This window comes from Streptomyces sp. NPDC093591, assembly GCF_044764885.1.
Classification (GTDB): Bacteria; Actinomycetota; Actinomycetes; order Streptomycetales; family Streptomycetaceae; genus Streptomyces.
In genome coordinates this window covers 597,172-623,596 of the sequence record NZ_JBIWIY010000003.1, presented here as the reverse complement: position 1 = coordinate 623,596, position 26,425 = coordinate 597,172, and the positions used below count along the sequence as shown (strand labels likewise).

27 protein-coding genes are annotated in these 26,425 nt (G+C 71.1%); 17 read left to right on the top strand and 10 right to left on the bottom strand.

Going from position 1 to position 26,425, the window contains the following annotated elements; translation table 11 throughout:
• Positions 1-241: 241 nt before the first annotated feature.
• The gene (gene leuA, locus ACIREI_RS09400) at positions 242-1,963 is read right to left on the bottom strand and encodes a 2-isopropylmalate synthase (protein WP_403329396.1); all 1,722 of its coding nucleotides are present in this window, start codon (positions 1,961-1,963) and stop codon (positions 242-244) included.
• A 319-nt stretch (positions 1,964-2,282) separates the two neighbouring features.
• Between leuA and ACIREI_RS09395 the strand changes: the two genes are divergently transcribed.
• The 4 genes from ACIREI_RS09395 to ACIREI_RS09380 are packed head-to-tail and all read left to right on the top strand — an operon-like array spanning position 2,283 to position 6,242.
• The gene (locus tag ACIREI_RS09395; protein ID WP_403329393.1) at positions 2,283-3,353 is read left to right on the top strand and encodes a M4 family metallopeptidase; all 1,071 of its coding nucleotides are present in this window, start codon (positions 2,283-2,285) and stop codon (positions 3,351-3,353) included.
• 21 nt (positions 3,354-3,374) lie between these two features.
• Complete coding sequence (locus ACIREI_RS09390) at positions 3,375-3,641, top strand: protealysin inhibitor emfourin (RefSeq protein WP_384776914.1); 267 nt, start codon at positions 3,375-3,377, stop codon at positions 3,639-3,641.
• Positions 3,642-3,687: 46 nt separating this feature from the next.
• The gene (locus ACIREI_RS09385) at positions 3,688-5,004 is read left to right on the top strand and encodes a GH1 family beta-glucosidase (RefSeq protein WP_403329390.1); all 1,317 of its coding nucleotides are present in this window, start codon (positions 3,688-3,690) and stop codon (positions 5,002-5,004) included.
• The gene (locus ACIREI_RS09380) at positions 5,001-6,242 is read left to right on the top strand and encodes an MFS transporter (protein WP_403329387.1); all 1,242 of its coding nucleotides are present in this window, start codon (positions 5,001-5,003) and stop codon (positions 6,240-6,242) included. The genes ACIREI_RS09385 and ACIREI_RS09380 overlap by 4 nt, the downstream gene beginning before the upstream one ends.
• Positions 6,243-6,347: 105 nt before the next feature.
• Here ACIREI_RS09380 and ACIREI_RS09375 read toward each other — a convergent pair whose 3' ends face one another.
• The gene (locus ACIREI_RS09375; protein ID WP_403329384.1) at positions 6,348-7,202 is read right to left on the bottom strand and encodes an NAD-dependent epimerase/dehydratase family protein; all 855 of its coding nucleotides are present in this window, start codon (positions 7,200-7,202) and stop codon (positions 6,348-6,350) included.
• A 123-nt stretch (positions 7,203-7,325) separates the two neighbouring features.
• Between ACIREI_RS09375 and ACIREI_RS09370 the strand changes: the two genes are divergently transcribed.
• Positions 7,326-8,174, top strand: coding sequence for a helix-turn-helix transcriptional regulator (locus ACIREI_RS09370; RefSeq protein WP_403329381.1), 849 nt, complete (start codon positions 7,326-7,328; stop codon positions 8,172-8,174).
• Here the strand turns inward: ACIREI_RS09370 and ACIREI_RS09365 are convergent.
• Positions 8,157-8,312, bottom strand: a complete 156-nt coding sequence (locus tag ACIREI_RS09365; protein WP_403329378.1) for a hypothetical protein — start codon at positions 8,310-8,312, stop codon at positions 8,157-8,159. The two genes, ACIREI_RS09370 and ACIREI_RS09365, sit on opposite strands and share 18 nt — an antisense overlap.
• Between ACIREI_RS09365 and ACIREI_RS09360 the strand changes: the two genes are divergently transcribed.
• Together ACIREI_RS09360 and ACIREI_RS09355 are read left to right on the top strand one after the other, a co-directional pair.
• Complete coding sequence (locus ACIREI_RS09360; RefSeq protein ID WP_403329375.1) at positions 8,307-8,441, top strand: hypothetical protein; 135 nt, start codon at positions 8,307-8,309, stop codon at positions 8,439-8,441. The two genes, ACIREI_RS09365 and ACIREI_RS09360, sit on opposite strands and share 6 nt — an antisense overlap.
• A 193-nt stretch (positions 8,442-8,634) precedes the next feature.
• Positions 8,635-9,111: a hypothetical protein gene (locus ACIREI_RS09355; RefSeq protein ID WP_403329372.1), complete on the top strand. Its 477-nt coding sequence runs from the start codon at positions 8,635-8,637 to the stop codon at positions 9,109-9,111.
• 77 nt (positions 9,112-9,188) lie between these two features.
• Here the strand turns inward: ACIREI_RS09355 and ACIREI_RS09350 are convergent, their stop codons facing one another.
• Together ACIREI_RS09350 and ACIREI_RS09345 are read right to left on the bottom strand one after the other, a co-directional pair.
• Positions 9,189-9,527, bottom strand: a complete 339-nt coding sequence (locus ACIREI_RS09350; protein WP_302000812.1) for a P-II family nitrogen regulator — start codon at positions 9,525-9,527, stop codon at positions 9,189-9,191.
• Positions 9,524-10,855 carry an ammonium transporter gene (locus ACIREI_RS09345; RefSeq protein ID WP_403329369.1) on the bottom strand — a complete coding sequence of 444 codons (1,332 nt, stop codon included), beginning with the start codon at positions 10,853-10,855 and terminating at the stop codon, positions 9,524-9,526. The genes ACIREI_RS09350 and ACIREI_RS09345 overlap by 4 nt, the downstream gene beginning before the upstream one ends.
• Before the next feature lie 153 nt (positions 10,856-11,008).
• Here ACIREI_RS09345 and era point away from each other — a divergent pair, with 153 nt between their 5' ends.
• From era to ACIREI_RS09320, 5 genes are all read left to right on the top strand, one after another.
• The gene (era, locus tag ACIREI_RS09340) at positions 11,009-11,971 is read left to right on the top strand and encodes a GTPase Era (protein ID WP_403329366.1); all 963 of its coding nucleotides are present in this window, start codon (positions 11,009-11,011) and stop codon (positions 11,969-11,971) included.
• A gap of 435 nt (positions 11,972-12,406) precedes the next feature.
• Entirely contained in the window at positions 12,407-13,474 is a 1,068-nt protein-coding gene (locus ACIREI_RS09335) for a PhoH family protein (RefSeq protein WP_403329363.1), read from the top strand.
• A 15-nt stretch (positions 13,475-13,489) separates the two neighbouring features.
• The gene (gene ybeY, locus ACIREI_RS09330; RefSeq protein WP_383450981.1) at positions 13,490-13,987 is read left to right on the top strand and encodes an rRNA maturation RNase YbeY; all 498 of its coding nucleotides are present in this window, start codon (positions 13,490-13,492) and stop codon (positions 13,985-13,987) included.
• The gene (locus ACIREI_RS09325; RefSeq protein ID WP_403329360.1) at positions 13,984-15,291 is read left to right on the top strand and encodes a hemolysin family protein; all 1,308 of its coding nucleotides are present in this window, start codon (positions 13,984-13,986) and stop codon (positions 15,289-15,291) included. The genes ybeY and ACIREI_RS09325 overlap by 4 nt, the downstream gene beginning before the upstream one ends.
• Entirely contained in the window at positions 15,288-15,647 is a 360-nt protein-coding gene (locus ACIREI_RS09320; RefSeq protein WP_403329357.1) for an MmcQ/YjbR family DNA-binding protein, read from the top strand. The genes ACIREI_RS09325 and ACIREI_RS09320 overlap by 4 nt, the downstream gene beginning before the upstream one ends.
• Positions 15,648-15,682: 35 nt before the next feature.
• Here the strand turns inward: ACIREI_RS09320 and ACIREI_RS09315 are convergent, their stop codons facing one another.
• Positions 15,683-17,122 carry an MFS transporter gene (locus ACIREI_RS09315; RefSeq protein ID WP_403329354.1) on the bottom strand — a complete coding sequence of 480 codons (1,440 nt, stop codon included), beginning with the start codon at positions 17,120-17,122 and terminating at the stop codon, positions 15,683-15,685.
• 148 nt (positions 17,123-17,270) lie between these two features.
• Between ACIREI_RS09315 and ACIREI_RS09310 the strand changes: the two genes are divergently transcribed.
• The 3 genes from ACIREI_RS09310 (at position 17,271) to ACIREI_RS09300 (ending at position 19,547) form a co-directional block, all read left to right on the top strand.
• Positions 17,271-18,092, top strand: coding sequence for a helix-turn-helix transcriptional regulator (locus tag ACIREI_RS09310; protein WP_403329478.1), 822 nt, complete (start codon positions 17,271-17,273; stop codon positions 18,090-18,092).
• Between the two features lie 28 nt (positions 18,093-18,120).
• Complete coding sequence (locus ACIREI_RS09305; RefSeq protein ID WP_403329351.1) at positions 18,121-18,474, top strand: cytidine deaminase; 354 nt, start codon at positions 18,121-18,123, stop codon at positions 18,472-18,474.
• Positions 18,475-18,746: 272 nt separating this feature from the next.
• On the top strand, positions 18,747-19,547 hold the full coding sequence (locus ACIREI_RS09300; protein ID WP_403329348.1) for a VOC family protein: 801 nt from the start codon (positions 18,747-18,749) through the stop codon (positions 19,545-19,547).
• Between the two features lie 14 nt (positions 19,548-19,561).
• On the opposite strand, the gene ACIREI_RS09295 is transcribed toward ACIREI_RS09300, so the two are convergent.
• The 3 genes from ACIREI_RS09295 to ACIREI_RS09285 all read right to left on the bottom strand — a co-directional run bounded on the left by ACIREI_RS09295 (position 19,562) and on the right by ACIREI_RS09285 (position 23,047).
• Entirely contained in the window at positions 19,562-20,662 is a 1,101-nt protein-coding gene (locus ACIREI_RS09295) for a carbohydrate kinase family protein (RefSeq protein ID WP_403329475.1), read from the bottom strand.
• A 193-nt stretch (positions 20,663-20,855) separates the two neighbouring features.
• Positions 20,856-22,145, bottom strand: coding sequence for a glucarate dehydratase family protein (locus tag ACIREI_RS09290; protein ID WP_403329345.1), 1,290 nt, complete (start codon positions 22,143-22,145; stop codon positions 20,856-20,858).
• Entirely contained in the window at positions 22,142-23,047 is a 906-nt protein-coding gene (locus ACIREI_RS09285; RefSeq protein WP_403329472.1) for a 5-dehydro-4-deoxyglucarate dehydratase, read from the bottom strand. Before ACIREI_RS09285 ends, ACIREI_RS09290 begins: the two co-directional genes overlap by 4 nt.
• A gap of 177 nt (positions 23,048-23,224) precedes the next feature.
• Between ACIREI_RS09285 and ACIREI_RS09280 the strand changes: the two genes are divergently transcribed.
• Together ACIREI_RS09280 and ACIREI_RS09275 are read left to right on the top strand one after the other, a co-directional pair.
• A complete protein-coding gene (locus ACIREI_RS09280; protein ID WP_403329342.1) occupies positions 23,225-24,019 on the top strand; it encodes an IclR family transcriptional regulator in 795 nt (264 codons plus the stop codon).
• Positions 24,020-24,193: 174 nt separating this feature from the next.
• Entirely contained in the window at positions 24,194-25,435 is a 1,242-nt protein-coding gene (locus ACIREI_RS09275) for an MFS transporter (RefSeq protein ID WP_403329339.1), read from the top strand.
• Here ACIREI_RS09275 and ACIREI_RS09270 read toward each other — a convergent pair.
• The gene (locus ACIREI_RS09270) at positions 25,428-26,420 is read right to left on the bottom strand and encodes an adenosine deaminase (RefSeq protein ID WP_403329336.1); all 993 of its coding nucleotides are present in this window, start codon (positions 26,418-26,420) and stop codon (positions 25,428-25,430) included. The two genes, ACIREI_RS09275 and ACIREI_RS09270, sit on opposite strands and share 8 nt — an antisense overlap.
• Positions 26,421-26,425 lie beyond the last annotated feature (5 nt).

Sequence of the window (26,425 nt, the reverse complement as noted above, 5' to 3'; positions counted from 1 at the left end):
GCCGCGCTTGCGTGATGTTAGCCACATCAGCGACGTGGAGTCAGTACCCCGAACGAGACCTTTCCGTGACCTGCACAGGTCAATGGCCGAAAACGGACGACCCCGCCCACCGGTATACGGCGGGCGGGGCGCGCCCCGAAGGGGCGCGGGGAACTGCGCGACCAGCCACGACGGCGCGTCAGGCGACCGACAACGCATCGCGGCACATCCGTAGTCGCACCCCTCCCCCACAGGGGAACCGCTAACGAGCCGCCCGGTTGACGGCGGACACCACGGCCTTCAGCGAGGCCCGCGTCGTGTTGGCGTCGATCCCGATCCCCCACAGAACCTTGCCGTCGATCGCACACTCGATGTACGAGGCGGCCTGCGCGGACGCACCCTCGCTCATCGTGTGCTCCTGGTAGTCCAGCAGCCGTACGTCGATGCCGATCGACTGCAGCGCGTCGAAGAAGGCCGAGATCGGACCGTTGCCGGAGCCGGTCAGGACGGTGTCCTGACCTTCCACCGTGGCCTCCACCTTCAGCGTGTCCACGCCGTCGGTGTCGGTGGTCGACTGGTTGTTCTTGACCTGGATACGACCCCACGGGTTGTCGGGGTTCGGCAGGTACTCGTCCTGGAAGACCGCCCAGATGTCGGAGCCGGTGACCTCGCCGCCCTCGGCGTCCGTCTTCGCCTGGATGAGCTTGGAGAACTCGATCTGCATCCGGCGCGGCAGGTCCAGCTTGTGGTCGTTCTTCAGGACGTACGCGATACCGCCCTTGCCGGACTGCGAGTTGACGCGGATGACCGCCTCGTACGACCGTCCGACATCCTTCGGGTCGATCGGCAGGTAGGGCACGGCCCACTCGATGTCGTCGACCGTGACGCCCTTCGCGGCCGCGTCGGCCTCCATGGCGTCGAAGCCCTTCTTGATGGCGTCCTGGTGGGAGCCGGAGAAGGACGTGTAGACCAGGTCGCCCACGTACGGGTGGCGCGGGTGGACCTCCATCTGGTTGCAGTACTCCCACGTACGACGGATCTCATCGATGTCGGAGAAGTCGATCTGCGGGTCGACGCCCTGGGAGAACAGGTTCATGCCCAGGGTGACCAGGTCGACGTTGCCGGTGCGCTCGCCCTGCCCGAACAGACAGCCCTCGACGCGGTCGGCGCCGGCCATCAGCGCCAGCTCGGCGGCGGCGACGGCCGTACCGCGGTCGTTGTGCGGGTGGACGGAGACGCAGACGTACTCGCGGCGCGACAGGTTGCGGCTCATCCACTCGAAGCGGTCCGCGTGCGTGGACGGCGTCGAACGCTCCACGGTGGCGGGCAGGTTGAGGATGATCTCGCGGCCCGGACCCGGCTGGTAGACGTCCATGACCGCCTCGCAGACCTCCAGGGCGAAGTCCAGCTCGGTGTCGGTGAAGATCTCCGGCGAGTACTGGTAGCCGAACTCGGTCTCCGGGCCCAGCAGCTTCTCGGCGTACTCCATCACCAGGCGGGTGCCGTCGACGGCGATCTGCTTGATGTCGTCCTTGGAGCCGCGGAAGACCACCCGGCGGAAGACGGGGGCCGTGGCGTTGTACAGGTGGACGGTCGCGCGCTTGGCGCCCTTCAGGGACTCCACCGTGCGCTCGATCAGGTCCTCGCGGGCCTGGGTCAGTACGGAGATGGTGACGTCGTCGGGGATCGCGCCCGGCTCTTCGATGATCGACCGTACGAAGTCGAAGTCCGTCTGCCCCGACGCGGGGAAGCCGACCTCGATCTCCTTGTAGCCCATCTTGACCAGCTGATCGAACATCCGGCGCTTGCGCTCGGGCGACATCGGGTCGATCAGTGCCTGGTTGCCGTCGCGCAGGTCCGTGGACAGCCAGCGGGGGGCGGCGGTGATCCGGTTGTCCGGCCAGGTGCGGTCGGGGATGTCGACCTGCTCGTAGCGGCCGTACTTGTGGATCGGCATGGGGCTGGGCTGCTGGCGGTTCGCCATGTTTGCGGGGCTCCTCAGGATGTCCGGAAGGACGGCCGACGACGCAACGCGAAGCTCCGCGGGGAGGGAGTCGACCTGGACTACAGGCCCTCGCCGCGGCAGCTAAGAAGAAGCAGCCCGAAACGCATGATGCGCAGCATGCTAGCCGAGCCGCTCCGCGTGCGGGGCGTCGTATCAGTATGCGGGACCCGCGGGACGAATAGGACAAAAAGTGCGCCATACCACTTCGTCACGGAGCGTGCGGCCCCCTGTCCGCATATTTCACCAATCATGGTTGCGGGTAGTGACACGTCGATGACCCAGTGCAAGGGTGCCGGGCATGACGACGAACGGGGGCTTCGAGCCCGTCTTCTGCACCGTCGTACCGCCGCACGTCCTCGACAAGCTGGCACGGAACGACGACCCCGCACTCTCCGGTCCCGCCCGGCGGACCCTGATGCGCGACAGCGAACTGCGCGGCAGGCGCCGCGTCACGACCGAGTTCGCCCTCGCGGCCGCCCCGACGGCGAAGGCACCGTCGGACCAGCCGCTGCGCACCATCTACGACGCCGAGCACGGCACCGCCCTGCCCGGCACCAAAGTCCGCGGCGAGGGCACCGACCCCGGCCAGGACGCCACGGTCAACCGCGCCTACGCGGGCCTCGGCGCCACCTTCGACCTCTTCCTCAAGGCCTACGCCCGCCACTCCATCGACGGCGACGGCCTGCCCCTGGACGCCACGGTCCACTACGACGAGAACTACAACAACGCCTTCTGGAACGGCGAGCAGATGGTGTTCGGCGACGGTGACGGGGAGATCTTCCTCGACTTCACCATCCCGATCGACGTCATCGGACACGAGCTCACCCACGGCGTCACCCAGTACACCGCCAACCTCACCTACTACGGCCAGCCGGGCGCCCTGAACGAGTCCATGTCGGACGTCTTCGGCGCGCTGATCAAGCAGTACACCCTCGGCCAGACCGCCGCCGAGGCCGACTGGCTCATCGGCGCCGGGCTCCTCGCCCCCAGCGTCTCCGGCAAGGCCCTGCGCTCCATGAAGGAGCCGGGCACCGCCTACGACGACGACGTCCTCGGCAAGGATCCGCAGCCCGCGACCATGGACGACTACGTCCGCACCGGCCGCGACAACGGCGGCGTCCACATCAACTCCGGCATCCCCAACCACGCCTTCTACCTGGCCGCCACCGCCCTCGGCGGCCACGCCTGGGAGAAGGCGGGACAGATCTGGTACGACGTCCTGACCGGCGGCGAGCTGAGCGACCGCGCCCTGTTCACCGACTTCGCGGGGCTCACCGTCAAGGCCGCGCGCGAGCGCTTCGGTGACGGCGGCGAGGAGCTCCAGGCCGTTTCGAAGGCATGGGAGCAGGTCGGGGTGCGGATCCTGTGAGTCCGTACTAGACAGGAACCCATGCGTATTCAGGTACGGCGCACGGGCGGATTCGCGGGTATCGAGCGGCATGCCGAGGTGGACACCTCGGGGCGGCCCGACGCCCAGGAGTGGCAGGCCCTGGCCGAGCGCGCGGTCGCGTCCGGCCGGGGCACGCCCCCGATCGGGGTTCCGGACGGCTTCAGCTACCAGATCACCGTGGACGGCGAGACGGTGTACTGCTCGGACCCCCGGCTCACGGACGAGCAGCGCAAGCTGATCTCCAGGGTGCTGAAGGAAGGGGCGTAACGACCGGTTCACGCCGGGGCGTTGACTTCCGTTACCCACGGTACGGATGATCCGGCGCATGGCGACTGACCCGATACCCCAGTTCCCGGCCGGCTTCCTGTGGGGCGTGTCCACTTCGGCCCATCAGATCGAGGGCGCGGCGGACGAGCGTGAGCCGTCCGTGTGGGACGCGTTCACCGCCGAGCCGGGGCGGGTGAAGGACGGCTCCACGGCGGCGGTGGCCTGCGACCACGTCCACCGCTACCCCGAGGACGTGGCCCTGCTGGCCGACCTGGGCGTGGACGCCTACCGCTTCTCGGTCTCCTGGCCACGGGTGCGTGCGGACAAGGGCCTCGACTTCTACGACCGCCTGGTGGACGGGCTGTGCGCGGCGGGCGTACGGCCGGTTCCGACGCTCTTCCACTGGGATCTGCCGGCCGCGCTGGACTGGCTGGACCGGGACACGGCGGCCCGGTTCGCCGAGTACGTGTCCGTGGTCGCCGAACGCCTGGGCGACCGCGTCCAGAAGTGGATCACGATCAACGAACCCGCCGAACACACCCTGCTGGGCCACGCCCTCGGCACCCACGCCCCGGGCAGGCAGCTGCTCTTCGACGCCCTCCCCGTCGCCCACCACCAGCTGCTGGCCCACGGTCTCGCCGTACGCGCCCTGCGCGCGGCCGGCGCCACGGACATCGGGATCGCCAACTCGCACGGGCCGACCTGGCCGGCGTCGCGGGAACAGGCGGATCTGGAGGCGGCGGACTTCTACGACGTACTCCTCAACCGTCTCTTCGCCGATCCCCTGCTGCTGGGCGAATACCCGGCCGGGCTCGGCGAGTTGATGCCGGGAGACGTCGCGTCGGATCTGAAGGTCATCGCGGAGCCGCTCGACTTCTACGGCATCAACTACTACGCGCCGACCCGCGTGGGCGCCCCACAGGGCACCGAGATCGAGTTCGGCGGGGTGCGGATGCCCGCCGAACTGCCTTTCTCGGTAAGGGAGATCGAGGGCGTGACCACGACGGACTTCGGCTGGCCGGTGGTCCCCGAGGGACTGACGGAGCTGCTCACCGGCTTCCGCGAGCGGTACGGCGACCGGCTGCCGCCCGTCGTCATCACCGAGAACGGCTGCTCGTACGAGGGCGTCGACGACCAGGAGCGGATCGCCTATCTGGACGGCCACATCCGCGCGCTGCACCGGGCGCTGGAGGCGGGCGTGGACGTGCGCGGGTACTTCGTCTGGTCGCTGCTCGACAACTTCGAGTGGGCGGAGGGGTACGCGCGGCGATTCGGGCTGGTCCACGTGGATTACGAGACCCTCGTCAGGACCCCGAAGGCGTCGTACGGCTGGCTGCGGGACGTGCTCCGGGCGCAGAGATGACGGTGGACGCCCTCGCCGAGCCGGTCGACCGGGTCGGCCGGGGCTGGACGGCGGCGCTGTCGCTGGCCAACGTGGCGATCTGGGTCGGCTGGTACGGCCCGCTGCAGATCCTGCTCGCCCAGCAGGCGGAGGACTTCGCGCCCGGCACGGGGATGTCGAAGGAGACGCTGCTGGCGTGGGTGACCGGCGTGGGCGCGGTCGTGTCACTGCTGGCCAACCCGTTCTTCGGCGCGCTGTCGGACCGCACCACGGCCCGCTGGGGTCGCCGTACGCCGTGGATCGTGACCGGCGCGACGGGCGGCGCACTGTCGCTGCTGCTGCTCGGCGGGGCGGACGGGCTGTGGACGATGGCGGTCGGCTGGTGCCTGGTCCAGCTGACCCTGAACGCGGCCTTCGCCGCGGTGACGGCCGCGGTGCCGGACCGGGTGCCGCGGCTCCAACGGGGCGTGGTGGGCGGCTGGTTGGGGGCCGCGCAGATCCTCGGCGCGGTCGCCGGGACGGCGCTGGCGACGGCGGTGGGCGGGATCGCGGCGGGATACGCGGCGTGCGCGGTGTTCGCGGTGGCGGGGGTGCTGCCGTACGTGCTGCGGTACGGGGACCTCAGGCTGGGCGCTGCGAACCGGCCGCCGTGGTCCTGGGGGGCGTTCGTCCGCGGCTTCTGGCTGAGCCCGCGCCGCTACCCCGACTTCGGCTGGGCCTGGCTGACCCGCTTCCTGATCAACCTCAGCAACGCGCTCGTGATCCTCTACCTGCTGTACTACCTGCGGGACGGTCTGCACTACGCGGACCCCGAGCAGGGCGTGCTGATCCTGACCGCGGTGAACAGCGTGACCCTGCTCGCCACGGTCGTGGTGGGGGGCATCTGGTCGGACCGGGTGGGGCGCCGTAAACCGTTCGTGATGTGGTCCGGGGTGCTGATGGCGGCGGCCACGGTCCTGCTGTCGGTCTGGCAGACCTGGCCCAGCGCGATCGTCGTGGCGGCACTGCTGGGCCTCGGCCTCGGGGTGTTCATGTCGGTCGACTTCGCCCTGATGACGGACGTACTGCCGAAGGCAGGGGACCGCGGCAAGGACCTCGGCGTCATCAACGTGGCCAACGCCCTGCCCCAGGTGGCGGCACCGGCCCTCGCCGCCCCGATCGTCACCTACCTCGGCGGATACCGGGTGCTGTACCTGGTGGCGGCGGTGGCGGGGCTGGCGGGGGCGGTGTTGGTGGGACGTATCAGAGGCGTGGACTAGAACGCCCCCAGGGGCGCGGGGCTGTATCGATTTGCGGCTCCGCCGCGCGGGCGCGATCAACCCCCACACACCTGCAGACGCCCGACCACCCATCGCGGCACCCCCTCAGAGCGCTCCGGCCTCCCTCGCGGCGTAAACCGACGGATACACCGGCCGATACCCCAGCTCCCGCCGAATCCGCTCCGTGGACGTAATCACAAGCCACGGGTCGGGATCGGTCCGGGCATACAGCTCCTCAGGGACCTCGACCCCGTTCAGCTGGTGCAACTCCACCGCCGTCACAGGCGCGTCGTCGGCGATGTTGTAGATCCGCCCGGCGATCCCCGGCGCATGCAGAATCCGCAGCAACCCCTGGGCCACGTCCGCGTGATGCCCCATGTGCAGCCGCTGGGTCGCCGCCCAGTTCCCGGCCCACATCAGCGACTGGGCGAGATGCGGATCGCCCTCGCCGTAGACGAACGGGAGCCGGGCGACGCGTACGTCGAGGCCTTCGATCCCGAGCAGCTCCCGCTCGGCCTCGGCCTTGGACTCGCCGTAGGCGCCCCACATCGGGCCGCCGGGCCGGGTCTCGTCGTCCTCGGTCAGCGGGCGCCCCCGCCCGACGCCGTACACGATGCCCGTACTGACCTGCACGAAGCGCCGCACGCCGGAGGCCTGCGCGGCGCGCCCCAGCTCCACGGCCGCGTCCCGGTTGACGGCCCACGCCTCCTCGTCCGGCACCCCGCGGAAGGACGCCGCGACGTTCACGACCGCGCCGACCCCGGCGACGGCCTTTCCGAGCGTGTCGGTGTCCCGCAGATCTCCCACGACGACCTGGGCGCCGAGTTCGGCGAAGGGTTCGCCGCGCGAGGCATCACGCACGAGAACCCGTACCTCCTCCCCCGGCCGGCGCTGCGCCAGCAGCCTCGGGACGAAGCGTCGGCCGACCTGCCCCGTCGTGCCGGTCACCAGTGTCAACATGATCGGTTCCTCTCGGTCTGGTGCCACCACCCTCGGACGGAGCCGGTACGAGCGGGAGAGACCCGTTGATCAGGGGATCGGCAGTCCCTGGATAAGCGCGGAGCGCTACCGCAGGCTGGTGAGGTGAACCGAGCCGAACTCGCCGACTTCCTGCGCCGTGGCCGTGCCCGGCTGACCCCGTCCGACGTGGGCCTGACGCCGGGCGCCCGGCGTCGCACGCCCGGCCTGCGCCGCGAGGAGGTGGCGCAGCTGGCGGGCATGTCGGTGGACTACTACACCCGCCTCGAACAGTCCCGGGGCCCGCGCCCGTCCCGCCAGATGCTGACGGCACTGGCCCGCGCGCTGCGCCTGACCGACGTCGAGCAGGACCACCTGTTCCACCTGGCCGGCGAGGAGCCCCCGCGCCGCGAGACGGCGTCGGCGCATGTGCGTCCCGGGCTGCTGCTGATCCTGGACCGGCTGCACGACACCCCGGCGCACGTGGTGAACGACTGCGGCGAGGTGCTGGCCCAGAACGCGATGGCCAAGGCGCTGGTCGGCGACGTGATGTCCCGCCCGCGCCGCTCGCGCAACCTGACCCGTCTGTTCTTCCTGGACCCGGCCGCGCGCACCCTGTTCCCCCCGGAGGACCTCGCCGGCCACGCGCGCACCCATGTGGCCACCCTGCGCGCGGTGGCCGCGGCCCGCCCCGACGACCCGGAACCGGCCGGGCTGGTCGCCGAACTGCGGGCGTCCAGCGAGGAGTTCGCGCGCCTGTGGGACGAGCACGAGGTGTCCCAGCGCAACCGGGCGACGAAACGCTTCGTGCATCCGCTGGTCGGCCTCCTGGAACTGGACTGCGAGGTCATGGTCAGCCACGAGCACCACCACCTGCTGGTCGTCCACACCGCCCGCCCGGGCACGGAGGCCTACGAACGCCTGCGACTCCTGCGTGTGGTGGGCCTGCAGGACATGTCACCCAGCCAGGCCTGACCGGACCGAGGCCGCCGCCCGCCGCGGATCGTCCCCGGCCGCCACCGCGAAGTCCCTCAGCACCCCGGCGAGGACGTCGTCCGGGCCGTAGACGCCGATGATGTAGCCGGCGTGGGCGAGTTGGGCGAGCCCGTGCATCTGGACGAACAGCTGCCGTACGAGGAGATCGGCGTCGGCGTCCGCGCGGAACCGTCCGCGACGCTGGCCGAGGCGGCGTTGACGGAGGCGACGCTGCAGGTGAAGGGGGTTGAGGGGGCCGGTAGTTGACTCGTGGGTAGTTGAGGCCGGAAATCACCCTTGCCGACCCTCGTCCCACGCGCATCAATGGAAACGGCGGTTCCGACGGACCGTCAGATTCAGCTCCACGCAGTGTGTCCGTACCCACCTGCCGAGCAGTTCCCCCACCCTCCACACGCAAGGCAGACGGAAATCCCCCACCCCCGAAAGGGAGCGAATCCCCATGAGACGAACGCGCATCGGAGCAGGTGCGGCGCTGGTGGCCGGGGCCCTCGCGGTCACCGGCCTCGCCTTCGCACCCGCCGCCCTCGCCGTCGCCCCCGGCACCGCCACGATCACCGCCGACTGCGGCAGCTTCGGCGGCGGCGAGGCCACGCTCACGGCGACCCAGGACGGCACCGCCGCCACCATCACCGTCAACTCCTCCGCCATCACCGCGCCGATAGCGCTCGGGGAGGACTCGATCTCCTCGACGCTCACCCTGGTGAAGGCGAGCGGCGGCACCACCAGCTTCACCGGCACGGAGAACCCGGCGATGGCCGCCGGCGACCCCGTCCAGGTCGGCCCGCTCAGCGGCACCGTGGCCTCCGGCGACAGCCTCGAGGCCTTCGGCGGCTCGCTGCAGATGACCGTCTTCGGCATCACCATCACGTGCACGGCGACCGGGCCGCAGTCGCCGGGCCCGTTCGTGTTCGACTGATGCCCGTGCTCGACTGACGCCCATGCCCGACTGAGGCTCTGACGGGCGCGGTCCCGGTGCCCGGCCGACGACGTCGGCTACAGCGCGTCGGGGCCGCGCTCGCCCGTCCGTACGCGTACGACCGTCTCGACCGGCAGCGCCCACACCTTGCCGTCGCCGATCTTGCCGGTCTGCGCGGCCTTCACGATCGCGTCGATGACGTCGTCGGACTCCGCGTCGTCCACGACGACCTCGATCCGGACCTTGGGCACCAGGTCGACCTGGTACTCGGCGCCGCGGTACACCTCGGTGTGGCCGCGCTGCCGGCCGTAGCCGCTCGCCTCGGTCACGGTCAGGCCGTGCACACCGATCTCCTGGAGGGCGGTCTTGACCTCGTCGAGCCGGTAGGGCTTGACGATCGCGGTGATGAGCTTCATGCCTGCTTCTTGACCTTCTGCGCGGCTGGGACGGGGGAGGCGACGGACGCGGAGACCGGGGCGCCGTGCCCCAGGACCCCGTGATCGTAAGCGGTCTCGGCGTGCACCGTAAGGTCCAGGCCGGTGTGCTCCTGCTCCTCGCTCGCCCGGAAGCCCATGACCTTGTCGATGGCCTTGCCGATGCCGTAGGTGACGAGGAAGGCGTAGGCGGCCACGGCGACGACGGCCACCGCCTGCTTGCCGAGCTGCCCGAGCCCGCCGCCGTAGAGGAGACCCTCGGCGCCGCCGGTCATCGTGGCCGTCGCGAAGACGCCGATCAGCAGGGTGCCGATGATGCCGCCGACGAGGTGGACGCCGACGACGTCCAGGGAGTCGTCGTAGTCGAACTTGAACTTCCAGCCGACGGCGTAGGAGCAGACGACACCGGCGGCGAGGCCGACGACGAGCGCGCCGAGCAGGGAGACCGAGCCGCACGAGGGCGTGATGGCGACGAGGCCCGCGACCGCGCCGGAGGCCGCGCCCAGCGTCGTCGGGTGACCGTCGCGCTTCTGCTCGACGAAGAGCCAGCCGAGCAGGCCGGTGCAGCCGGCGGCGAGGGTGTTGAGGAAGGCGGCGGCCGCGAGCCCGTTGGCCCCCAGGGCCGAACCGGCGTTGAAGCCGAACCAGCCGAACCACAGCAGCCCCGCACCCAGCACGACCATCGGCAGGTTGTGCGGCCGCATGGCGTCCTTCTTGAACCCGAGGCGCGGGCCGAGGACCAGGGCGAGGGCCAGGCCGGAGGCGCCGGAGGTGATCTCGACGGGGAGACCGCCGGCGAAGTCGAGGGCGCCGAGGCGGTCGAGGATCCAGCCACCAGGGCCCCAGGTCCAGTGGGCGACGGGAACGTATACGAGCAGCGCCCACACGGGCACGAACACCAGCCACGCCCCGAACTTCGCGCGGTCGGCGACGGCGCCGCTGACGAGCGCGGCGGTGATGATCGCGAACGTGAGCTGGAAGGTGGCGAAGAGGAGGGTGGGCACGGTCCCCTGGACGCTGTCCGGTCCGAGCCCGGCCATACCGGCGTGGTCGAGCCCGCCGATGAGCCCGCCGAACGCGTCGTCCCCGAACGCGAGGGAGTAGCCGCAGGCCAGCCACACGACGGTGACGAGCGCGATCGACACGAAGCTCATCATCAGCATGTTGAGGACGCTCTTCGTGCGGACCATGCCGCCGTAGAAGAGGGCCAGGCCCGGGGTCATCAGCAGCACGAGTGCGGTGGCGGCGAGCAGCCAGGCGGTGTCGCCGGTGTCGGCCTGCGCGGCGGCGAGGGTCACGGTCGTCTCCATCGAGGTGGGGGCTCGTCAGAGATTCACCGGCATGCGTTTCCGGACGCGTACGGATTTGTTTCGGCGAGGTTTCATTGCGCCGGGGTTTCCGAAGTCTCACCGGGCGGGAGGCGGAGTGCCCGTGGTGCGGCGGGCCCTTGTGGATCAGGGAGAATGGGCCCCATGAGCGTTCGAACCCAGTCATCCGAGCAGCCGGCCGAGGCTACCCACCGCGCCGGCTTCGCCTGCTTCGTGGGCCGCCCCAACGCGGGCAAGTCCACTCTCACGAACGCTCTGGTCGGGCAGAAGGTGGCGATCACCGCCAACCAGCCGCAGACGACGCGGCACACGGTGCGGGGCATCGTGCACCGTCCCGACGCGCAGCTGATCCTGGTCGACACCCCGGGGCTGCACAAGCCGCGCACGCTGCTCGGCCAGCGGCTCAACGACGTCGTACGGACCACGTGGGCCGAGGTCGACGTGATCGGGTTCTGCCTTCCGGCGAACGAGAAGCTGGGTCCCGGTGACCGCTTCATCGCCAAGGAACTGGCGTCCATCAAGAAGACGCCGAAGATCGCGATCGTCACGAAGACCGACCTCGTGGACAGCAAGACGCTCGCCGAGCAGCTCATCGCGATCGACCAGCTCGGCAAGGAGCTCGGGTTCGAGTGGGCGGAGATCGTCCCCGTCTCGGCGGTCGGCGCCAAACAGGTGGATCTGCTGGCCGACCTGCTCGTCCCGCTGCTGCCGGAGGGGCCGGCCCTCTACCCCGAGGGTGATCTCACCGACGAGCCGGAGCAGGTGATGATCGCGGAGCTGATCCGCGAGGCGGCGCTGGAGGGTGTCCGCGACGAGCTCCCCCACTCCATCGCCGTCGTCGTCGAGGAGATGCTTCCCCGCGAGGACCGCCCCGCGGACAAGCCGCTCCTCGACATCCACGCCTTCGTCTACATCGAGCGTCCCAGCCAGAAGGGCATCATCATCGGCCCCAAGGGCAAGCGCCTGAAGGAGGTCGGCATCAAGTCCCGTCGGCAGATCGAGGCGCTGTTGGGGACGCCGGTCTTCCTGGACCTGCATGTGAAGGTGGCGAAGGACTGGCAGCGGGATCCGCGGCAGCTGCGCAAGCTGGGCTTCTGAGACGGCTTCCTCGCCCCCGCCGCCCCTACCCGTCCCATCCTCGAAGGGGCTCGGCCCCTTCCACCCCGCCAGGGGGCTCCGCCCCCTGGACCCCCTCTCCTCAAACGCCGGAGGGGCTGACCAACCCAGCCCGTCCGGCGTTTGAGGACGAGGCCCGTTCAGGGCCGAAGCGGGGGTCTGGGGGCCGCAGACCCCCAGGAGGGCGGGGTCGAAGGGGCGGCGCCCCTGGGGATGGGACGGGTAGGGGCGGCGGGGGCGAGGAACCGGACCCGGTGTGACGGGCCTCGTACCGGCCGTGAGCAGCACCGCGCCACCGTGGGAACCGAAAAGGCCTACGGCGTTGTCAGTCCCCCGGCGTACCCTGGAAATCGCCAGGCCGCCCAAGTGGCAGGCGAGTCGTATCGAGGAGGACGAGCAAGGCCTACGAGCCGGCCCATGACTCAGACACCCACAGCTCACACACCCGCGCAGGGGCAGGCGAGAGCACAGTTCACCGTCCCCGCCCAGCACCCCATGGTGACCGTGCTGGGTTCCGGCGACTCCCTGCTGCGCGTGATCGAGAAGGCCTTCCCGGGGGCCGACATCCACGTCCGGGGCAATGAGATCAGCGCGGTCGGCGACGCCGCTGAAGTCGCTCTCATCCAGCGCCTGTTCGACGAGATGATGCTGGTGCTCCGCACCGGACAGCCGATGACGGAGGACGCAGTGGAACGCTCGATCGCCATGCTCAGAGCGAGTGAGAACGGCGAGGGCCCGGCCGAGACCCCGGCCGAGGTGCTCACCCAGAACATCCTCTCCTCGCGCGGCCGCACGATCCGCCCCAAGACCCTCAACCAGAAGCGGTACGTCGACGCGATCGACAAGCACACGATCGTCTTCGGCATCGGCCCGGCCGGTACCGGCAAGACCTACCTCGCCATGGCCAAGGCGGTGCAGGCCCTGCAGTCCAAGCAGGTCAACCGCATCATCCTGACCCGCCCCGCGGTGGAGGCCGGTGAGCGGCTCGGATTCCTCCCGGGCACGCTCTACGAGAAGATCGACCCCTACCTGCGCCCGCTGTACGACGCGCTGCACGACATGCTCGACCCGGATTCGATCCCCAGGCTCATGGCCGCGGGGACCATCGAGGTCGCGCCGCTCGCCTACATGCGTGGCCGCACCCTCAACGACGCCTTCATCATCCTGGACGAGGCCCAGAACACCAGCCCCGAGCAGATGAAGATGTTCCTCACCCGCCTCGGCTTCGACTCGAAGATAGTCATCACCGGTGACGTGACCCAGGTCGACCTCCCGGACGGCACCAAGTCCGGTCTGCGGCAGGTCCAGGACATCCTGGAGGGCGTCGAGGACGTCCACTTCTCCCGGCTCTCCTCCCACGATGTCGTCCGGCACAAGCTCGTCGGCCGTATCGTCGACGCGTACGAGGTGTACGACAGCAAGCACGGCACCCAGAACGGCTCGCACAAGGGCCGGGGCGGCAAGGCCGGGCACAAGGGGAAGTAGAGACACAGCACGACCATGTCGATCGACGTCAACAACGAGTCCGGAACCGAGGTCGACGAGCAGGCGATCCTCGACATCGCCCGCTACGCACTCGCGCGGATGCGCATCCACCCGCTCTCCGAGCTCTCGGTGATCGTCGTGGACGCCGACGCCATGGAGCAGCTCCACATCCAGTGGATGGACCTGCCGGGGCCGACGGATGTCATGTCCTTCCCGATGGACGAGCTGCGGCCGCCGTCCAAGGACGACGACGAACCCCCGCAGGGGCTCCTCGGCGACATCGTGCTGTGCCCCGAAGTCGCCGCCAAGCAGGGGGCGGAAGCGCCCACGCAGCACTCCATGGACGAGGAGCTCCAGCTGCTCACCGTCCATGGAGTGCTGCATCTGCTCGGGTACGACCACGAGGAGCCCGACGAGAAGGCCGAGATGTTCGGCCTGCAGGCCGCCATCGTGGACGGCTGGCGTTCGGAGAAGGGGATGACGGGGCCCTCCCCGGCCCCGACCGTGTCATGAACCTCCCCCTCGTCTCCGGCGCGATCGCCCTCGTGGTCGTCGCCTGGCTCGCCGCCTGCGCGGAGGCGGGCCTGGCGCGCGTCTCCAGCTTCCGCGCCGAGGAGGCCGTACGCGGCGGCCGTCGCGGCAGCGAGAAACTCGCGCTCGTCGCCGCCGACCCGACCCGCTATCTGAACGTGGCGCTGCTGGTGCGCGTGGCCTGCGAGATGGCCGCCGCCGCGCTCGTCACGTACGCCTGTCTGCAGGAGTTCGACAGCACCACCGAGGCCCTCCTGGTCGCGATAGCGGTCATGGTGCTGGTGTCGTACGTCGCCGTCGGTGTCTCCCCGCGCACCATCGGCCGCCAGCATCCGCTGAACACGGCGACGGCGGCGGCGTACGTGCTGCTGCCGCTCGCGCGGATCATGGGCCCGATCCCGTATCTGCTGATCCTCATCGGCAACGCCCTCACCCCCGGCAAGGGCTTCCGGCGCGGCCCGTTCGCCTCCGAGGCGGAGCTGCGGGCGCTGGTCGACCTCGCCGAGAAGGAGTCGCTGATCGAGGACGACGAGCGCCGCATGGTGCACTCGGTCTTCGAGCTGGGCGACACGCTGGTGCGGGAGGTGATGGTCCCGCGGACCGACCTGGTCGTCATCGAGCGTTACAAGACCATCCGCCAGGCCCTCACCCTCGCCCTGCGCTCCGGTTTCTCGCGCATACCGGTCGTCGGGGAGAGCGAGGACGACGTGGTCGGGATCGTGTATCTGAAGGACCTGGCCCGCAAGACGCACATCAGCCGGGACGCGGAGAGCGAGCTGGTGTCCACGGCCATGCGGCCCGCCGCCTTCGTCCCGGACACCAAGAACGCCGGCGACCTGCTGCGCGAGATGCAGCAGGAGCGCAACCACGTCGCCGTCGTCATCGACGAGTACGGCGGCACCGCCGGCATCGTCACCATCGAGGACATCCTCGAGGAGATCGTCGGCGAGATCACCGACGAGTACGACCGTGAGCTGCCGCCGGTGGAGGAGCTGGGCGAGGACCGCTACCGGGTCACCGCCCGCCTGGACATCACCGACCTCGGCGAGCTGTACGGCCTCGACGAGTACGACGACGAGGACGTGGAGACCGTCGGCGGGCTGCTGGCGAAGGCGCTGGGCCGGGTGCCGATCGCCGGGGCGTCGTCCCTGGTCGAGCTGCCGGACAGCCGTGAACTGCGGCTGACGGCGGAGGCGGCGGCCGGGCGCCGGAACAAGATCGTGACCGTGCTCGTGGAGCCGGTGGGCCCAGTCGAGGCCCAGGAGGAGGAGATGAAGGCGGAGTGACCCCTCAGGAGCTGCGTGCTTTCTGTCTGTCCTTCAACGCCGCCGTGGAGGACTTCCCGTTCGCCCCGGAGATCTCGGTCTTCAAGGTCCAGGGCAAGATGTTCGCCTTGAGCTGGATGGACGCCCTGCCCTTGAAGGTCAACCTCAAGTGCGACCCGGAGGACGCGGTCCGGCTCCGCACCGAGCACCCCGGCCTGATCGCGCCCGGCTACCACATGAACAAGCGGCACTGGAACACGGTGACGGTCGACGGCGAGCTCCCGGACCGTGTCGTCCGGGAGCTCATCGAGGACTCGTACGACCTCGTCGTGGCCGGTCTGCCGAGAGCCGAGCGGCTCCGCCTGGACCGCCCCTGAGCCCGCTCGGAGTTCTCTCCTCGGGCCCACCCCCGTCAGGCCCGCGTCCGCTTCCCGCCGCGGGACACCGCACCGAGTGCCACCGCCAGCAGGACGGCCGTGGTCAGCACGATCGCCGCGTTCAGGGCCATCACCGTGCGAGTGCCGGACAGCAGGTCGTCGGAGGTGGTGGCGAGGACGCCCAGCAGGGGGATGCCGATGGTGATGCCGATCTGCTGGGTCGAGGTGACCAGGCCGGTGGCCAGGCCCTGTTCCTCGTCGGGGACGCCCGAGGTGACCGTCAGGCCGTAGGAGATGATCGCGCCCAGGTGGAACATGCTCGCCAGCGAGACGGCGGCCGTGGCGAGCCAGACGGACCAGGTGTGGGCGTTCAGGAACACCAGGGCGGAGATGAAGGCGCCCTGACCGGCGAGTGAGACGACGAGGGTGCGGCGCGCGCCGAGGCGGCTGATGAACCTCGGGGTGAGCGAGCCCGCGATCACCGAGACGACGCCCTGGACGCCGAAGACCAGGCCCGTCTCCCAGGCCGACAGGTGCAGGATCTCCTGCAGGTACAGGGTGAGGACGAAGACGACGGTCGACATCATCGAGAAGGTGACCAGGCCGCCCAGGTTGCCCCAGGCCACCGTGCGGCGGCGCAGCATGGGCAGCGAGACCAGGGGTGCGGACGTGCGGGACTCGACGACCGCGAAGGCCGTGAGGAGCGCGAGGCCCACGATCAGCGTCGAGATGACGTCGGTGCGGGCGAAGCCGTGGTCGGCGGCCGTGGTCAGGGCGTAGATCAGGGAGAGCAGACCGCCGGTGACGGTGATCGCCCCGGGGACGTCCAGGTGGGGGCGCTGCGGGGTGCGGGACTCGGGCAGCAGGCCGGGGGCCAGCGGCAGCACGATCAGCGCGAAGACGGCGAGCAGGCCCATCGTGGAGCGCCAGCCGAGCGCGTCGGTGAGGACGCCGCCCGCGACGACGCCGATGGTGAAGCCGAGGGACATGAGCGTCCCGGAGATGCCGAGGGCGCGGTCCCGGGCGGGGCCCTCGGCGAACGTGGTGGTGAGCAGGGACATGCCCGTGGGGACGATGACCGCCGCGCCGAGGCCCTGCAGGGCGCGGCCCGCGAGGAACGACGCCGGGTCCCAGGCGAACGTCGCGAGTACCGAGGCCGCGGCGAACAGGGCGAGGCCGGTGAGGAACAGCTTGCGGCGGCCGTAGAGGTCGCCGATGCGGCCGAACAGGAGCAGGAAGCCGCCGGACGGCAGCGCGAACGCCGTGACCGCCCACTGCAGTGCCGACTGGCTCATGCCGAGGTCGGCGCCGAGGACGGGGAGGGCGACGTTCAGGACGGAGAAGTCGAGCGCGACCATGAACTGGGCCGCGCACAGGACGAACAGGACGAGTTTGTCGCGCGTCGACAGCCTGGGGGTGTCGAACGCTGGGGTCGTGGTGGGACTGGTGGTTGTACTGGTGGTGTCGATCGCCATGGGCAAGAGACTGCTCGTGCCGGAATAGCCGTGGGGAGCGGGAAGTTGTCCTGGTGGTGGCACCACCAGCCAACGGGACGAGGGGGATTCGTACGTGTCCGAGGGCGCGCTGAAGAGCAGGCGGCGGCACGAGCTGCGCGAGTTCCTGATGAGCAGGCGGGCCCGGGTGACACCGGCCGAGGCGGGTCTGCCGGACGGCGGGGCGCGGCGCCGTACGCCGGGGTTGCGGCGCGAGGAGGTCGCCGTGCTCGCCGGGGTGGGCGCCTCCTGGTACCAGTGGCTGGAGCAGGGGCGGGACATCTCCGTCTCGCCGCAGGTGCTGGACTCGGTGGCCCGCGTGCTGCGGCTGAGCAACGCCGAGCGCCGGCATCTGTATCTGCTGGCCGGGATGAATCCGCCGGTGCGTGAAGTGGCGCCCGAGAAGCGGGACATGTGCGACGGGCTGCAGCGGCTGATCGACGCGTGGATGCCGTATCCGGCGCACATCATGGACAGGTACTACAACGGCGTGATGCACAACGACGCGGCCGCGACCGTGCTCGGCATGCGGCCGGGCAGGAACTGGAACTGCCTGATCGACTTCTTCACGGATCCGCTGTACCGGGCGCGGTCGAAGAGCTGGGAGCGGAACGCCCGTACGGTCGTGGCGCAGTTCCGCGCGCTGTGCTCGGCCTCCCCCGACGACGAGGGCTTCTTGGCCGTGCTGGCCGAGGCGAGGGCGTCCAGCCCGGAGTTCAGCGAGCTGTGGGAGCGGCGGGACATCGAGGACGCCGGGCAGATCCGCAAGGAGCTGGACCATCCGCTGGTCGGGCTGCTGTGCCTGGAGTCGAGCGTGATGCAGATGCCGGCGCGGCCGGATCTGTCGATCGTGCTGCACACTCCGCTGGACGAGGCGAACACGGCGGCGAAGCTCGAGTGGCTGGCGTCGCCCGAGGGGCGGCGCGGGGCGATGTACCCCGTGGCCGGGTAGGCGGGGCGGCGCTTCGTATGCTCAGGTCATGACCGACAACAGCGCGCTTGACCCCGAGGACCGCAAGATCGTCACCCTGGCCCGTTCCGCGCGGGCCCGCAACGGTGTGCCCGAGGGGGCGGCCGTACGGGACGAGACCGGCCGTACGTATGTCGCCGGGACCGTTGCCCTGGACTCCCTGAAGCTGAGTGCGCTGCGGACGGCGGTGGCGATGGCGGTGGCGTCCGGGGCCAAGTCGCTGGAGGCGGCGGCGGTCGTGACGGAGGCGGAGGGGGTCTCGGAGGGGGACCTGGCGGCTGTGCGGGACCTTGGCGGGGCTGGGACTCCGGTGCTGGTGGCGGGGCCGGACGGGGCGGTGCGTTCCACGGTTACGGCGGGCTGAGGGGCGGGGCGTTTTTTCGCCCCCGCCGCCCCTACCCGTCCCATCCCTGGGGGCTGCCGCCCCCGGACCCCCGCTGTCGGCCCTTCGGGCCTCGTCCTCAAACGCCGGACGGGCTGAAATCCAGCCCCTCCGGCGTTTGAGGAGCGGGGTCTGGGGCGGAGCCCCAGAAGGATGGGACGGGTAGGGGCGGCGGGGGCGAGTGTCGGCGGGGCTGCGAGTGGGCGGGGCCGGTGTCACCCTGAGGGCAGAGAAGATCTGCGAAGGGACTCGTCATGATCACCACTGACCTCGCTCCCGGCTCCCCCTGTTGGCTCGACCTCGGTGCCCCAGACGTCCGGGCCGCCGCGGCCTTCTACGGCGCGGTGCTCGGCTGGGAGTACGAGTCCATGGGTGAGGCGGAGGACTTCGAAGGCGGGATGTTCAAGAAGGACGGCAAGACCGTCGCCGGGCTCGGCAAGCTCACCGAGGAGGGGGCGCGATCGGCCTGGATGATCTACTACACCGTCGATGACGCGGACGCGACGACCCAGGCCGTCGAGCGCGCGGGCGGCTCGGTGCGGGTGGCGCCGCGGGACCTCGACGACTGGGGGCGGATGGCGCAGTACAACGATCCGCTGGGCGGCCAGTTCGCGGTCTGGCAGCCGGGGAAGAACTCCGGCTTCGAGCTGGCGGACGCGCCGGGCTCGCTGTCGTGGACCGAGCTGTACACGAGCGACGCGGCGGGCGCGAAGGAGTTCTACGGCGGTGTCCTCGGCTGGCAGTTCAGTGAGATGGCGCTGCCGGGCGGCGGGGGCGCGTACACCCTCATCACGCCGGCCGGGCTGCCCGAGGAGCGTATGCAGGGCGGTCTCATGGAGCTGCCCGAGGAGAACCTCACGCTGACGAACGGGCGGCCGTACTGGCACCCGGTCTTCAACGTCACCGACTGCGACGCCGCGGTCGCCAAGGTCACCGAGAACGGCGGCAGTGTGCAGATGGGGCCGGAGGACGCGGAGGGCGTCGGCCGCCTGGCCGTCTGCGTGGACCCGTCGAAGGCGGACTTCGTGGTGCTGACACCGTCCACCCCGAGCTGACTTCAGCCTGGCGGTCACGCCGACCGGCGGAACCCGATCGTCGGCACCGCCCGCCGCAGCGGCCACGGTCTGCCCTCCTCCTCCGGCACCAGATCCGCCAGGAACGCGTACCGGCGCAGGGCCTCGGGGTCCTGCCGGTCGAGGGACCTGACCTTGCGCCACCAGGCGCCGATCTCGGCCCAGCCGGGGGCGGACAGGGAGCCGCCGAACTCCTGCACCGAGAGTGCTGCCGTCAGGCCCGCGAAGGCCAGCCGGTCGGCCAGCGGCCAGTCGGCCAGGGTGCCGGTGACGAAGCCCGCCACGAAGACGTCTCCGGCGCCGGTCGGGTCGAGGGCCTCGACGGCGATGGCGGGGACCTCAGCCGTCTCCCCGGTCCGTCCGTCCACCGCGTACGCGCCCTGTGCGCCGAGGGTGACCACGGCGACGGGGACGTGCGCGGTGAGGGCGTGGGCCGCCTCGCGCGGGCAGTCGGTGCCCGTGTACCGCATGGCCTCCTGGGCGTTCGGCAGGAAGGCCTCGCAGTGCTCCAGGTCGGCCAGCCCCGCCAGGTCCCACGCCCCCGTGTCGTCCCAGCCGACGTCGGCGAAGATGCGGGCGCCCTTGCTCGCGGCCTGCGCGATCCAGGGGGCCCGCTTGCCCGGCTCCAGAGAGGCCACGGCGGCACGCGCGCGCGGGGGGCAGTCCGGCGCCGGCTCCTCCGGGGGCGGCTCGTGGCCGTGGGAGACCATGGTGCGCTCGCCCTCGTACGCCATCGAGACCGTCACCGGCGAGTGCCAGCCCGGCACCGTGCGCGACGGCGAGAGGTCGATGCCCTCGCCGTGCTCCAGCGCGTCCCAGCAGTACTCGCCGTAGTGGTCGTCACCGAAGGCCGCCGCGAGGGAGGTCCGCAGGCCGAGGCGGGACAGGGCCGTCGCCATGTTCGCCACGCCGCCGGGGCTCGACCCCATCCCGCGCGCCCAGGACTCCGTCCCGCGCACCGGGGCCGAGTCGAGGCCGGTGAAGATGATGTCGAGGAAGACCGTGCCCGTGAGGTACACGTCCCAGGGCGGGTCGGCGGGCGTGCGCAGGCCGGCGAGGGGGTCGACCCGGGCCCGGCGGTACGGCGCCCCTGCCATGGACGACGGCCCCTGGGGCGAGGCTCCCTTTCCGTTGGTCGCGGTGGGCGTGGTCACGGTGCGCTCCCTGACGTGGTGCTGATCTGGCCAGTGTGCACCACGCCACCGACAACGCCACCGCATCAGCGACAACGCCACCGCGAACCGGCCCGAGCCCCCGGTGGACGACCTCACCGAGGCCGTCGGCGTGCCGCTACCAGCGGGGCACCGAGGGCGTGATCCAGCCGGGGTCGGCGACCCGCATGGCGGCCGCGTCGTCGCGGTCCCGCAGCGAGCCGTCGTCTTCCAGCCACCGCCGGTGCAGCTCCGCCAGCCTCTCGCGGTCCAGCTCGACACCGAGGCCGGGCGCGTCGGGCACGGTGACCCTGCCGCCCTCGAAGGTGAGGCGCTCGGTGAGGACGTCCTCGGACTGCCAGGGGTAGTGGGAGTCGCAGGCGTGGTGCAGGTTCGGGACGGTCGACGCCACGTGGGTCATCGCGGCCAGGGAGATGCCCAGGTGGGTGTTGGAGTGCATGGACACCCCGACGCCGAAGGTGCGGCAGATCGCCGCCAGCTGCTGGGTGTTGCGCAGCCCGCCCCAGTAGTGGTGGTCGGAGAGGACGACCTGCACGGCGTCCTTGGTGAACGCCTCCTTGACCTCCGCGAACGTCGTCACGCACATGTTGGTCGCCAGCGGCACCCCGGCCCGCGCGGCGACCTCGGCCATGGCGGCCGTACCGAGTGTCGGGTCCTCCAGGTACTCCAGGACCTCCCCGAGCTCCCGCGCCACCTTCAGCGAGGTCTCCACGGACCACGCCCCGTTGGGGTCGAGGCGCAGGGGGTGCCCGGGAAAGGCCGCCGCGAGGGCCCGTACGGCGGCGATCTCCTCGTCCGGCGGGAAGACGCCGCCCTTGAGCTTGAAGGAGGTGAACCCGTACCGCTGCGTGAACCTCCGCGCCTGCTCCACGACCCCGGCCGGGTCGACGGCGGCGCCCCAGTCGTCCTTCTCGGCGCGGACGCCCTCCGGGTGCGCGGCCCACTTGTAGAACAGGTACGCGCTGTACTCGACCGTGTCGCGCACCTTGCCGCCGAGCAGCGCGTGCACGGGCAGCCCGAGCGCCTTGCCGAGTGCGTCGAGGCAGGCCACCTCGAAGCCGGAGACGACGGACAGCCGCAGCTTGTCGGCGGTCTGGACACCGCGCAGCCCTCCGACGTCGACCTGGCCTGAGACCCGGGCGTCGTCCACGGTCACCTCGTCGGCGACGGTGAACAGTCCGTTCGCATCACTGATCTGACGACCGATCAGCTTTGCGGCGAACGGCCGTGCCAGCTCCAGGTACTTGGTGTCGCCGTAGGTCTCGCCGACCCCGGTGATCCCGTCGGCCGTGACGACCTCGATGATCAGCCGGGGCGTGTACGGCTGGTGCACACCCTGCGTGTTGAGCAGCGGCGGGTCGGCGACCAGGATGGGCGTCAGCCGTACGTCCGTGATGGCGAGGTTCACAGGGTCGCTCCTACGAGGTCGAGTCCGGTGGTGAGCAACTGCTTCAGCTCGGCCAGGTCGGCGGCCGACGGGTCGGTGAGCGGGGCGCGTACGGGGCCGACGGGGCGGCCGCGCAGCCGGGCCGCCGCCTTCACCAAGGACACGGCGTAGCCGGGCACCCGGTCGCGGAGTTCGACGAGCGGGACGTAGAAGTCGCGCAGCAGCTTGTCGACCGTGCCGTGGTCGCCGCGCCGGAGGGCGGCGAAGAAGGCGTCGGCGATCTCGGGGGCGAAGGCGTGGACGGCGGAGGAGTAGGCAGGGACGCCGACGGCGGCGTAGGCGCGGGCCTGGATCTCGGCGGTGGCGGCGCCGTTGAAGAAGAGGAAGCCCTCGGGGGCGGCGAGGGTGAGGCGCTGGAGCCGGTCGAGGTCGCTGTGGCCGTCCTTGAGCCCGATGACGTTCGGGATGCGGGCGATGCGCCTCAACGACTCGGCGGTGAAGGCGACTTGACCGCGCTGGTAGGCGATGAGCGGCAGCCGCGTCCGGGCCGCGAGCCGCTCCAGCTGGGCGACCAGGCCGTCCTGCGGGGCGGCGACCAGGTAGTGCGGCAGGACGAGGAGGGCGTCGGCGCCGACCTCCTCGGCGATCCGGGCGAAACGCGCGGCCTGCGCCCAGCCGTAGCCGACCCCGGCGACGACGGGCACGCGCCCGCCCGCCTCGCCCGCCTCCTCGACGGCGATCGAGACGACCTGCCGGTACTCGTCCTCGTCCAGCGAGAAGAACTCGCCGGTGCCGCAGGCGGGGAAGATCGCGCCGGGAGCGGTGGCGAGCTGGGCGGCGATGTGGGCGCGGAAGCCGTCCGGGTCCAGAGTGCCGTCCTCGTGGAAGCTCGCGAGCGGGAACGACAGCACTCCTTGCGCCATGCCGTCCCGCAAACGCCGGGCCGTGTCCGTGTCCGTGTCCGTGTGGAGGCTCACCCTGGTCTCCCTATGTAGACGTCATCCACGTATGAAAATGGAGATTAGATAGGCGAACCCCGACCGTCAATGGCCCGGCCCATCCGACACGTCCACCCGATGCGATCCGTTTACGATCGCCCCATGTCAGACACAGGCGGCGTCCGCGAGGTGAAGTCGGCGGCGCGGACGGTCGAGTTGCTGGAACTGCTCGCCGCGCGCGGCGACCGCCCCGCCCGCCTCCAGGAGCTGGCGGACGAGCTGGAGGTGCCGCGCAGCTCCATGTACGCCCTGCTGCAGACCCTGATCTCCCGCGGCTGGGTCCGCACGGACATCACCGGCTCGCTCTACGGCATCGGCATCCACGCCCTGCTCACCGGCACCAGCTACCTCGACTCCGACCCGCGCGTGCGGGTCGTACGCCCGTATCTCGACGAGGCGTCGGAGGCGCTCGGCGAGACGATCCACATGGGGCGGCTGGACGGCCGGGACGTGGCCTATCTGGCGACGCGCGAGTCGCACGAGTACCTGCGGACGATCAGCCGGGTCGGCCGACGCCTCCCGGCGCACGCGGGGGCCCTGGGCAAGGCGCTGCTCGCCGAACGCCCCGACGGCGACCTCCCCGAGGGCCCGTACGAGTCCCTCACTCCCCGCACCCACACCACCCGCGAGTCCCTCGCCGCCGACCTCGCCGAGGTGCGGGTGCGCGGCTACTCGGTCGACCGCGAGGAGGGCGTCACCGGCATCGTCGGATTCGGCTTCGCCCTGCGCTACGACTCCCCGGCCCAGGACGCGATCAGCTGCTCGGTGCCGGTGGCCCGGCTGTCGGCGGGGCACGAGGAGCGGATCGTCGCGGTGATGCGGGAGACCAGGGCGAAGATCGAGGCGACGGTTCCCGGCGGGGCCGGCGGCAGCGGGTCGGTGCACTGGCGCAGGTGAGGGCGCCTTCTACCCGCATTCCCTCGCCCCAAACAGAACGTGCCCCAGATCACACCACCCTCGCTTCTTCACACCACTCCCTGCTTGATACAAATTCCTCGCGCGTTCCTGTCCGTCGACGGCCTGCGCCCTCCCCCTCTTGAGCCGCTTCTTTCGCATGCCCTGGGAACGCCCGTGTTCGCCCCCCGCACCACTGCCTGGCCCCTCGTCGCCCTTTTCACGGCCGGGTACCTCGCCCCGTATCTGCTGCCGACGGTCGTCGGCAGGCTCGACTCCGGTCTTCCGCTCTCCCCCACCCAGGCGGGCGCCGTCGGCAGCGCGTTGCTGCTGAGTTCGGCGTCGGCCGGGTTCGCGCTGGCCTCGCGCGTCGAGCGCATCGGGGCGCGGCGGCTGGCCCGCATCGGCCTCACGCTCGCGGCCCTCGGCTACGGCGGGGCGGCATGCGCACACGCCGTACCGGCCGTCGTCGTGGGCGTGCTCGTCGGCGGCTTCGGATCCGGTACGGCCACCGCGGTCGCCGCCACCCGCATCGCCGCCCAGCCCGACCCGCACCGGCCCACCACCCTCGGCCTCCTCGGCGTCTCCGCCCTCGCGGGCGCCGTCTATCTGACGGTCCCCCATCTCGGCCCCGGGCACGGCCTCCCGCTCGCCGCGATCGCCCTCACGGCGCTCGCCGTATGGCCGCTGACGGGCCGGCTCCCCGCCGCCACGAGCACCTCACGACAGGGCTGGGACGCCTCCCCCCTCCCGCACCGCCGCCAGGGCCTGACCCTCGCCGCCTGCATGCTGTGCTGGTCCCTCGCCCAGAACTCCCTGTGGGGCGTCAGCGGCCGGATCGGCCTGGACCAGGCGCATCTGACGGAGGCCACGGTCGGCGCGGTGTTCGCGGTGGCGCTCGGCGCCGGGCTGCTGGGCGTCACCGGGGCGGGCGCGCTCGGCCCGCGCCTCGGCCGCGCGCTGCCCATCGGCGCGGGTACGGCCCTCATCGCGGTCTGCATCGTGCTCAGCGCGTCCGCCACCGACCTGACGAGCTTCGCGACCGGCGAGATCGCCTGGAACACGCTCTACCCGATCGTCCTGTCGTACGTCATCGGCCTCGCCGCCTCCCTCGACGGGCGCGGCCGTTGGGCGGTGCTCGTCGGCTCGGCGTCGTCGCTGGGCACGGCGGCGGGACCGCTGACCGGGAGCGTGCTGTCGGCGCAGGCCGGGTTCCCGGTCATGGGCGCGGCGCTGGCGGCCGGGCTGCTGGTGATCGCCGTGCCGATGACGGCGGTGGCGCTGGGCCTGCGGTCCCGGAAGACCGTCGCGGTCACGGAAGGCGCCGAGGTGGTCGAGGTCGTCGAGGTGGTCGAGATCCCCCTGGACACCGCCGAAGCGACCCCCGCCGCCCCCGACCGCCTCACCGCGGCTACCTGAACTCGTACGCCTCCACCTCGGCCAGGTACCGCGCCCGCAACTCCTCGTCGTCCTCCAGGAAGGAGGCGAGGAACGAGTTGCGGGCGAGCTCCCGGAGCCGTTCGTCGGTCAGGCCGAGGCTCTGGCGTACGGCGTCGAAGTTGTCGCCCGCGTAGCCGCCGAAGTAGGCCGGATCGTCGGAGTTGACCGTGCACATCAGCCCGGCGTCGAGCATCGCGGGCAGGGGGTGCTCGGCGAGGACGTCGACGGTCCGCAGCCGTACGTTCGACAGCGGACACAGCGTCAGCGGCACCCGCTCCCGCACCAGCCGCTCGACCAGCGCCGGGTCCTCCACGCAGCGCAGCCCGTGGTCGACGCGCTCCACGCCGAGGATGTCGAGGGCCTCGGTGATGTAGGCGGGCGGCCCCTCCTCGCCCGCGTGCGCGACGCGCCGCAGACCGAGCGCTGCGGCGGCCTCGTACACCTCGCGGAACTTCACCGGTGGGTGGCCGACCTCGGCCGAGTCGAGACCGACGCCGGTGATCCGGTCGAGATACGGCTCGGCGGCCCGCAGCGTCTCCATGGCCGACTCGGCGGAGTCGTCGCGCAGGAAGCACATGATGAGCCGCGTGGAGACGCCGTGCTTCGCCTCGCTGCCGCCCAGCGCCCGCCACAGCCCCTCGACGACCGTCCCCAGCTCCACGCCCCGCTTGGTGTGGGCCTGCGGATCGAAGAAGATCTCCGCGTGCCGCACACCCTGCGCGGCGGCGCGGGCGAGGTAGGCGTTCGCGAGGTCCTCGAAGTCCCGCTCGGTGCGCAGGACGGCCATGAGCTCGTAGTACAGGTTCAGGAAGGACTGGAGGTCCTCGAACTGATAGGCCTTGCGGAGCTCTTCGGTCTCGGCGTACGGCAGCTCGACGCGGTTGCGGGCGGCCAGTTCGAAGGCGAGCTCGGGTTCGAGGGTGCCTTCGATGTGGAGGTGCAGTTCTGCTTTCGGGACGGACATCAAAG

Bases quoted from the DNA above. Each gene is read 5' to 3' on its own strand.
- ACIREI_RS09365 (WP_403329378.1), bottom strand. From the start codon at position 8,312: ATGCACGGGCTCGCCCAACTCGCCCACGCCGGCTACATCATCGGCGTC.
- ACIREI_RS09325 (WP_403329360.1), top strand. From the start codon at position 13,984: ATGAACCTCCCCCTCGTCTCCGGCGCGATCGCCCTCGTGGTCGTCGCC.
- ACIREI_RS09385 (WP_403329390.1), top strand. From the start codon at position 3,688: ATGATCCGGCGCATGGCGACTGACCCGATACCCCAGTTCCCGGCCGGC.
- ACIREI_RS09295 (WP_403329475.1), bottom strand. From the start codon at position 20,662: ATGGCAGGGGCGCCGTACCGCCGGGCCCGGGTCGACCCCCTCGCCGGC.
- ACIREI_RS09390 (WP_384776914.1), top strand. From the start codon at position 3,375: ATGCGTATTCAGGTACGGCGCACGGGCGGATTCGCGGGTATCGAGCGG.
- ACIREI_RS09305 (WP_403329351.1), top strand. From the start codon at position 18,121: ATGACCGACAACAGCGCGCTTGACCCCGAGGACCGCAAGATCGTCACC.
- ACIREI_RS09270 (WP_403329336.1), bottom strand. From the start codon at position 26,420: ATGTCCGTCCCGAAAGCAGAACTGCACCTCCACATCGAAGGCACCCTC.
- ACIREI_RS09355 (WP_403329372.1), top strand. From the start codon at position 8,635: ATGAGACGAACGCGCATCGGAGCAGGTGCGGCGCTGGTGGCCGGGGCC.
- ACIREI_RS09345 (WP_403329369.1), bottom strand. From the start codon at position 10,855: ATGGAGACGACCGTGACCCTCGCCGCCGCGCAGGCCGACACCGGCGAC.
- ACIREI_RS09315 (WP_403329354.1), bottom strand. From the start codon at position 17,122: ATGGCGATCGACACCACCAGTACAACCACCAGTCCCACCACGACCCCA.
- ACIREI_RS09375 (WP_403329384.1), bottom strand. From the start codon at position 7,202: ATGTTGACACTGGTGACCGGCACGACGGGGCAGGTCGGCCGACGCTTC.
- ACIREI_RS09335 (WP_403329363.1), top strand. From the start codon at position 12,407: ATGACTCAGACACCCACAGCTCACACACCCGCGCAGGGGCAGGCGAGA.
- ACIREI_RS09310 (WP_403329478.1), top strand. From the start codon at position 17,271: ATGAGCAGGCGGGCCCGGGTGACACCGGCCGAGGCGGGTCTGCCGGAC.
- ACIREI_RS09380 (WP_403329387.1), top strand. From the start codon at position 5,001: ATGACGGTGGACGCCCTCGCCGAGCCGGTCGACCGGGTCGGCCGGGGC.
- ybeY (WP_383450981.1), top strand. From the start codon at position 13,490: ATGTCGATCGACGTCAACAACGAGTCCGGAACCGAGGTCGACGAGCAG.
- leuA (WP_403329396.1), bottom strand. From the start codon at position 1,963: ATGGCGAACCGCCAGCAGCCCAGCCCCATGCCGATCCACAAGTACGGC.
- ACIREI_RS09350 (WP_302000812.1), bottom strand. From the start codon at position 9,527: ATGAAGCTCATCACCGCGATCGTCAAGCCCTACCGGCTCGACGAGGTC.
- ACIREI_RS09395 (WP_403329393.1), top strand. From the start codon at position 2,283: ATGACGACGAACGGGGGCTTCGAGCCCGTCTTCTGCACCGTCGTACCG.
- ACIREI_RS09285 (WP_403329472.1), bottom strand. From the start codon at position 23,047: ATGGCGCAAGGAGTGCTGTCGTTCCCGCTCGCGAGCTTCCACGAGGAC.
- ACIREI_RS09300 (WP_403329348.1), top strand. From the start codon at position 18,747: ATGATCACCACTGACCTCGCTCCCGGCTCCCCCTGTTGGCTCGACCTC.
- ACIREI_RS09280 (WP_403329342.1), top strand. From the start codon at position 23,225: ATGTCAGACACAGGCGGCGTCCGCGAGGTGAAGTCGGCGGCGCGGACG.
- era (WP_403329366.1), top strand. From the start codon at position 11,009: ATGGGCCCCATGAGCGTTCGAACCCAGTCATCCGAGCAGCCGGCCGAG.